The 7281-nt window shown below is 65.6% G+C and carries 6 protein-coding genes; 1 reads left to right on the forward strand and 5 read right to left on the reverse strand.

The annotated features are described in order from the left end of the window. The first annotated feature begins 23 nt into the window (after nt 1-23). Entirely contained in the window at nt 24-584 is a 561-nt protein-coding gene (locus ACO1P8_RS02595; protein ID WP_486294373.1) for a cysteine dioxygenase family protein, read from the forward strand. Nucleotides 585-638: 54 nt separating this feature from the next. On the opposite strand, the gene ACO1P8_RS02600 is transcribed toward ACO1P8_RS02595, so the two are convergent. The 5 genes from ACO1P8_RS02600 to secA form a co-directional block, all read right to left on the reverse strand. Continuing rightward, complete coding sequence (locus ACO1P8_RS02600) at nt 639-2333, reverse strand: thiamine pyrophosphate-binding protein (RefSeq protein WP_486294374.1); 1695 nt, start codon at nt 2331-2333, stop codon at nt 639-641. Nucleotide 2334: 1 nt separating this feature from the next. Next, nucleotides 2335-3354 carry a tripartite tricarboxylate transporter substrate binding protein gene (locus tag ACO1P8_RS02605; protein WP_486294375.1) on the reverse strand — a complete coding sequence of 340 codons (1020 nt, stop codon included), beginning with the start codon at nt 3352-3354 and terminating at the stop codon, nt 2335-2337. Between the two features lie 18 nt (nt 3355-3372). Beyond that, nucleotides 3373-4077, reverse strand: a complete 705-nt coding sequence (locus ACO1P8_RS02610; protein WP_486294376.1) for a GntR family transcriptional regulator — start codon at nt 4075-4077, stop codon at nt 3373-3375. A 289-nt stretch (nt 4078-4366) separates the two neighbouring features. Continuing rightward, nucleotides 4367-5089, reverse strand: a complete 723-nt coding sequence (locus ACO1P8_RS02615; protein WP_486294377.1) for a VOC family protein — start codon at nt 5087-5089, stop codon at nt 4367-4369. 10 nt (nt 5090-5099) lie between these two features. Further along, the coding region (secA, locus tag ACO1P8_RS02620; RefSeq protein WP_486294378.1) for a preprotein translocase subunit SecA at nt 5100-7281 on the reverse strand (2182 nt) is incomplete at its 5' end.

A 7281-nucleotide genomic window follows, 5' to 3' on the forward strand; every position in this document is an offset into this window, starting at 1 on the left:
AACCGTTATGCGGAAAAAAAACCATGCAACATCTTTCTCCGCCCGCGGCGCTTGCGCCGCTCTGCGACTCCATTCTTGCCGCCGGCCATCTGTCCAGCGAGGGACTGCTGGGCGCACTGGCCAAGGGCGTGGCCGATGCGGACCCCCACGGCGCGCTGGACGCGGTCTGCCCGGATGCCCTGGCGGCGCCGCGCGGCGCTTATTCCCGCCATGTCGCCTATGCCGACCCGCACGGGCGTTTCACCGTCGTCTACCTGGTGTGGCCACCGGGGCAATTCAGCCCCGTGCACGGACATCACACCTGGTGCGCCTACCGGGTCGTCAGAGGCGAATTGCGCGAAACCCTCTATACCTGGGACGAGAGCGCCCAATGCGCGCGCGCCCGACGCGAAGTGCGCCGGCTGCCGGAAGATATCGTCACGGCAGCCCCCGGCCTGGGCCAGATACACCGCCTGGGCAACGCCGGCGATAGCGTGGCGATATCGCTGCACGTCTACGGGATCGACGAAGCGGCGCTCACCACAGGGGTCAACCACGTCGTGGCGAGCATGCCGGCGGCGGCGACCATGGCGGCCGCCGCCTGACCATCGGCCTGGCCGGGCTGGCCGAAGCGGGACCGCCACCGGCCACGGGCGGTCCTAGCCCATCCACTGGCTGACCGGCGCTGCGGTATCCTGCAACGGCTGGGCCAGCACGTCGACCAGCGCCGGGCCATCGTGTTCCATGGCCGCGCGCAAAGCCGACTCAAGCTGCGCCGGGTCCTCCACACGCCAGGACTTGACCCCATAGGCCTCAGCGATGCGCGCATGGTCGGTACGCTCGAAATCCACGCTGTAGTAGCGCTGGTCGTAGCCGGCCTTCTGGCTGGCCTTGATCCATCCGTATACCGAATTGGAAAACACGATCATCAGCAGCGGCGCCTTGTGGCGCACCACGGTTTCCAGTTCGCCCACCGTGAAACCGAAACTGCCGTCCCCCATTACGGACACGCATTTGGACTGCGGACGGCCGAACCACGCGCCAAACGCCGCCGACAGGGAATAGCCCAGCGCGCCGTGGGCGCGGTTGGTGATGAAATGCCTCCCCGGCCGCGCCGCGTCGAAATACGCCGAAAAGTATGGGCATGGCGTGCCAGGATCGGCGCACACCACCGCGTCATCAGGCAACAGTCGATTCAGTGTCTTGACCACGCGCTCGGGGCGGATGGGGCGATCGGAGGAAGACGCCAGCCCATCGAGCTGGGCGGCACGGGCCGCCTGGGCCTTGCCTGCCAACACCGCGCCATCGACGGCGTCGGCGCGGCGCCGGCCCAGGCGCGGAGTCACCTCCGCGATCAGGGCCTGCAGCGCCAGCCGGGCATCGCCGACCATGCCGACCTCCGTGCGATAGTTCGTGCCGACGACCATGGGGTCCACATCGATGTGGAGGATGGTCGTATCGCGGCCGGGAAAGCGCCAGTGCTCGGTGGACGTCGACCCCGCCCGGCAGCCGATGAACAGCACCACGTCAGCCGCCGCCACCACGTCGCGGGTGGCCATGATGCCGCCGTTCGATCCGACCACGCCGGCATTCAGCGGGTGCGTGTCCGCCAGGCTGCCCTGGCCGCTGACCGTTACGCAGACCGCCGCCTTGAGGGATTCCGCCAGCGTTTTCAGGTCCTCGCACGCCCCCGCGATGACGACGCCGCCGCCGCAGATGAAGACCGGCGCGCGCGACTCCGCCAGAATGGCGGCCGCCCGCGCGATGTCGGCGGGATCCGGCGCGTAGCGCATGGCGGGAAAACGGCTGTGCTCGGGCTGAGCCCAGATGTCGGTCGCATCGAGCTTCTGCTTCATCACGTCGTAGGGGAAGCATAGGTGCGCCGAACCGGCCTTGCCGCCGGTCATGGCGCGGAACGCCGCGCGAACCATGCCGGGAATCTGGTCGGCGCGGTCTATGGTGCGATTCCATTTGGTCAAGGGCCGATACAGCGCTTCCTGGTCCAATTCCGTCAAGGGATAGCGCCCACGCGAACCGACCGCCACGTCAGACGTAATTCCCAGCACCGGTATCGACGATTCGTTGGCTTCCACCAGGCCTGGCAACAGATAGGTTGCGCCCCCGCCGCTGGGCCCTTCGCACACCCCGACCTTGCCGGTGACGCGCGCATACGCATCGGCCATGTAGCCCGCGCTGCGCTCGTCCCGTGTCAGCACATGCCGGATACCGTGGTCCAGGCGGTACAAGGCGTCATAGAAAGGCAGGCTGGTGTCGCCGCACAGCCCGAAAATATGCTTTACGTCGTAGGCCTGGAGCATGCGCACCATGGCTTCCGCGCCATTCAATTGATCCATCTCAGTTTTCCAGGTTGATGTGATTGGTCTTGATGAACTGGTCCCAGCGCTGGTATTCGCGCTTGACGTAGGCATCGAGGGCCGGGCCGTCCGAACCGATGACCTCGAATCCCGCCTCGGTCAGTTTGCGGCGCACTTCCGGATCGGCGAGCACGGCCTGGAAATCCGCGGTCAGGGCGTGCACCGTTGCCGGCGGCGTCTTCGCGGGTGCGAACATGCCGCTCCAGGAGTAGGCCTCGAAGCCGGGGAAACCCGACTCGGCAACAGTGGGCACATTGGGCAGATCCGGCAGCCGCTTGTCGCCCGCCACAGCCAAAGGCTTGATCTTTCCGGCCTGGATTTGCCCGCGCAACGCGGCATAGCTCAGCCACGTCATATCGGCCTGGCCGCCGACCACGGCCTGCACCGCCGGTCCGCCGCCACCATAGGGCACATGCAGCAGATCGACGCCCGACAGGCGCTTGAGCTGTTCGGGCGCGAGATGATTCAGCGAGCCGACGCCGGTGGACGCAAAGTTGTACTGCTTGCGCGGATTCTTGCGCGCCGCGTCGAAAAATGCGCTCAGGGTATCCCCCGGCACGTGGGGATTGGCGCCGATAACGAGCGGAAAGCGCACCGTCTGGCTGATGCCCACGAAATCCTTGAACGTGTCGTAGGGCAGATTCGGCTTCGCGGCCGGATTGATCGCGTGATTGTCGAAGCTGACGAGCAGCGTATTGCCATCCGGCGCGGCCCGCGCCACGAACGCGGTCGCGATCTGGCTGGCCGCGCCCGCGCGGTTTTCCACGATCACCGTACGCCCGTGCATGCGTTCGGACAATTTGGGCTGCATGATGCGCGCGAGGATGTCCGTACTGCCACCGGGCGGATACGGCACGACCAGGATCAGCGGCTTGACGTCGGCGGCGCGGGCGGCCGGCGCGGCGGCGAAGGCGCCGCCTACTGCCACGCAGAGCGCCGCCGCGATGATGCGGCGCCTGCCGGCCCGCCCCGCAATGGAAGGATTCTTGGTTGCGGACATGATTTCCCCTTGTGGTTGTCAGGCTTTGTCTTCGAGCTGGTCCCGCATATAGATCGTCGAAAAACCCGTTCGGATAACATCGGTGATCTCGTCCAGGCGGCGGCCGATGTGGCGCGACACGAGTTCCTGAAGCAGCGCATCGTCGCGCGCGCGCAGTGCATGGACGATGCGCAGGTGTTCGGACTGGGTGTGCGCGCGGCGGCCCTGCCGCATATCGATCCAGCGTACGAAATGGATGCGCGCGTTGACGCTTTCCAGGCTGCGCACGAATTCCTCGTTGCCCGTCAAGCCAGCCAGCGCGACATGGAATTGCTCGTCCAGGGCCAGCAGGCGCACGGCATCGGCGTCCTCCGGCACATCCCGCGATGCTTCTACCTGGGCTTGCAACGCATCCAACTGGGCATCCGTGGCGCGCTCGCAGGCGGCGCGCACGATGCCGCATTCGAGCACCGAGCGGTATTCGTAAAGGCTGTGTATCTGCTTGGCGTCGAGCGGGCGGCCGATGAACCCGCGATTGACCGCGCGGGTGACAAAGCCCTCGACCATCAGCTGGTTCAACACCTCGCGCAGCGGCGTGCGGCTCACGTTGAGCGAGCGCGCCAGCTCGACTTCATTGATGCGCTGGCCAGGCTTGAACTCGAACTGCACCGCCATGGCCTTGAGGGTGTCGTACAGCTCGGCCAGCCCGGCGGAGGTACGTGGCGCGTAGCGAGGCAATCCCATGCTTCCTCCCGAAAGGAAATTGCATACTAAAGTGTATACACTTCGCATGCCATAGTATTAACCCGCAGCGCGCCCACGCGAAGCGGCCGATGATGAGGGGAAAGGGGTCTGCGAGCCAGGGCACCGTGGCGCATCGCGTCAGGACGCACGCAGGGCGGAAGTGCGACGGCGACCGGACTAACAGACCATTCCGGCCGCGGCGCGGCATCCCGGGCCGCGCCCAGGCATCAGGATGAAGAGATTGACCGATCGCCGGACGAGGTGCCGGCGGCCTGCCGCCGGGCGGCGGTCACAAACCGGTATCGAGGACGCTGAGGCGCCCTTCCCGGTCCACCAGTGTCAGCGTACCCAGGGCATTGCCCTGCCCGGGTGCAGCCGGGACGATGCGCAGGCGTGCGTGGCCCAGGGGTACGATCCAATCGCCGTTTTCCGATGCCTGCGCCGCCGTATCGGCCAGCTCGGCAAAGCGCTTGGCCAGTTCGCGAGGATCTTGCGCGCGGGCCGACACTTCCACAACGGCACGGGCGCCGTTGGCGTGCTTCATCAACGCGGGTTGCCAGACGCATTGCGGCGTCAGGTGCCGGCAGAAGTACAGCCGGAGGCCGGGGATAGGCTGTTCCGCAAAACGGACGGTGTGGAAGCGTGCTTCCATGACCTGCCCATCCACCCGCGCGGGGCGGGTCAGCACCTGGACGGGATTCACCGCGTAGCCGGCGGCCCGCAGCCTTTCGTAGGTCGCGTCGGCGTCTTCCGTTCGCAGGACCAGCGCCTCCAGGCCCAGCGGGGAATCAGCGATTTCCTTGCGGGCCGGCGGCTTGCCCGGCGGCCATCCCAGCAGCTCGATATAGGAATGCTCCAGGACAATCAGGCGGTTCCAGGAGCCGAGGTTGTGGACTTCCGTCTCGCTCAGGGTATAGCCCTGGCGCTCGAAATACGGTGCCGTCTGCTCCAGACGGTCCCGCACCATGATCACGGCGTGATCCAGCTCCGTCGTCCCGGCCGGTACCGTCATCGCCCGCTCCCTATGCCAGCTTGCCGTGGCACTGCTTGTACTTCTTGCCGCTGCCGCAGGGGCAGGGATCGTTGCGTCCCACCTTGGGCATGGCATTGCGTACCGGCTGCGGGCCTTGCGGACGTTCGTCCTGGCCCGCTGCCAGGGCTTCGTCGTAGTCCGCATGCTGATACTGGACGTTGTGGACATGGGACTGCGCGGCTTCCGCTTCCGCGGCGGCCACCTGCTCCTGCGACTGGATGCGCACGGTCATCAAGACCTTGACGACATCGTCGCGGATCCGATCCAGCATGCCGGAGAACAGCTCGAAGGCTTCGCGCTTGTACTCCTGCTTCGGGTTCTTCTGCGCGTAGCCGCGCAAATGTATCCCCTGGCGCAAGTAATCCAGCGAAGACAGGTGCTCGCGCCAGTGCTGATCGATCGCCTGCAGCATGATCGAGCGCTCGAACTGGCCCCAGGACTCGGCCCCCACCTGCTCCATCTTGGCGCGATAGGATGCCGCGGCGGCTTCCTTTACACGCTCCAGCAGATCTTCCTCGGTCAGGCTGGTTTCCTTTTCCACCATTTCCGTCAGGGGCAGAGACACCTGGTAATCGGATTCCAGCGCGCGCTGCAGGGCGGGGATATCCCACTGCTCTTCCACCGATTCCTCGGGAACATGGGCGCGGAAGAGCTCTGTGATCGCGCCGTCGCGCAGGCCCTCGACCGTGGGGCTGACGGTAGGTGCTTCCAGCACTTCGTTGCGCTGCGCGTAGAGCACCTTGCGCTGGTCGTTGGCGACGTCGTCGTATTCCAGCAGTTGCTTGCGGATGTCGAAGTTGCGCCCTTCCACCTTGCGCTGTGCCGTCTCGATCGAACGCGACACCATGCCGGCCTCGATGGGCTCGCCTTCCGGCAACTTCAGCCTTTCCATGATCGCGCGGACCCGATCGCCGGCGAAGATCCGCATCAGCGGATCTTCCAGCGACAGATAGAAACGCGAAGAGCCGGGATCGCCCTGGCGGCCGGCGCGGCCGCGCAGCTGGTTGTCGATACGGCGCGACTCGTGCCGCTCGGTGCCGATGATCCGCAGACCGCCGGCCTGCTTGACCTTCTCGTTGGCGGGCTTCCACTCGGTGCGGATCTTTTCGATGCGCGCGTCCTTGTCGGCTTCGGGCAGCGATTCGTCAGCACGGATCAGGTCGATCTGCTTGTCGACGCTGCCGCCCAGTACGATGTCGGTGCCGCGGCCGGCCATGTTCGTGGCGATCGTGATATGCCCCGGCTTGCCGGCCTCTGCCACGATTTCCGCCTCGCGCGCGTGCTGCTTGGCATTGAGCACCTCGTGAGGCAGCTTCGCCTTCAGCAGCAAGCCCGACAGCAGTTCGGAGTTTTCGATGCTGGTGGTACCCACCAGCACTGGCTGGCCGCGCTCATGGCAATCGCGGATATCGGCCAGGATCGCATCGTATTTTTCGCGCGCGGTCTTGAAGACCTGGTCGTTCTGGTCCTTGCGGACCATAGGCTTGTTGGTCGGGATAATGACCGTTTCCAGCCCGTAGATTTCCTGGAATTCGTAGGCTTCGGTATCGGCGGTACCCGTCATGCCCGACAGTTTGTCGTACATGCGGAAGTAGTTCTGGAAGGTGATGGACGCCAGCGTCTGGTTCTCGTGCTGGATCTTGACTCCTTCCTTCGCCTCGACCGCCTGGTGCAGGCCATCAGACCAGCGCCGGCCCACCATCAGGCGGCCGGTGAATTCGTCGACGATGACCACTTCGCCATCCTGCACCACGTATTGTTGATCGCGGAAGAACAGGGTATGGGCCCGCAGCGCCACCATCAGGTGGTGCATCAGCGCGATGTGGCGCGGGTCGTACAGAGACTCGCCCTCCGGCAGGATACCCAGGCGGCTGAGGATGGCCTCGGCGTGCTCGTGTCCGGCCTCGGACAAATGAACCTGCTGGCTTTTCTCGTCGACCCAGTAGTCGCCTTCGGGTTCGGGCTCCTGCGGCTTCGGTTCCGACTCCATGCGCTTGAGCAGGGGCGGCACCGCGTTCATACGGATGTAGAGCTCGGTATGGTCTTCGGCCTGCCCGGAGATGATCAGCGGCGTGCGCGCTTCATCGAACAGGATCGAGTCCACTTCGTCGACGATCGCGTACGAGAGCGCGCGCTGGCGGCGATCCTCGAGGCGATACTCCATGTTGTCG

This window comes from Bordetella sp., from assembly GCF_057362025.1.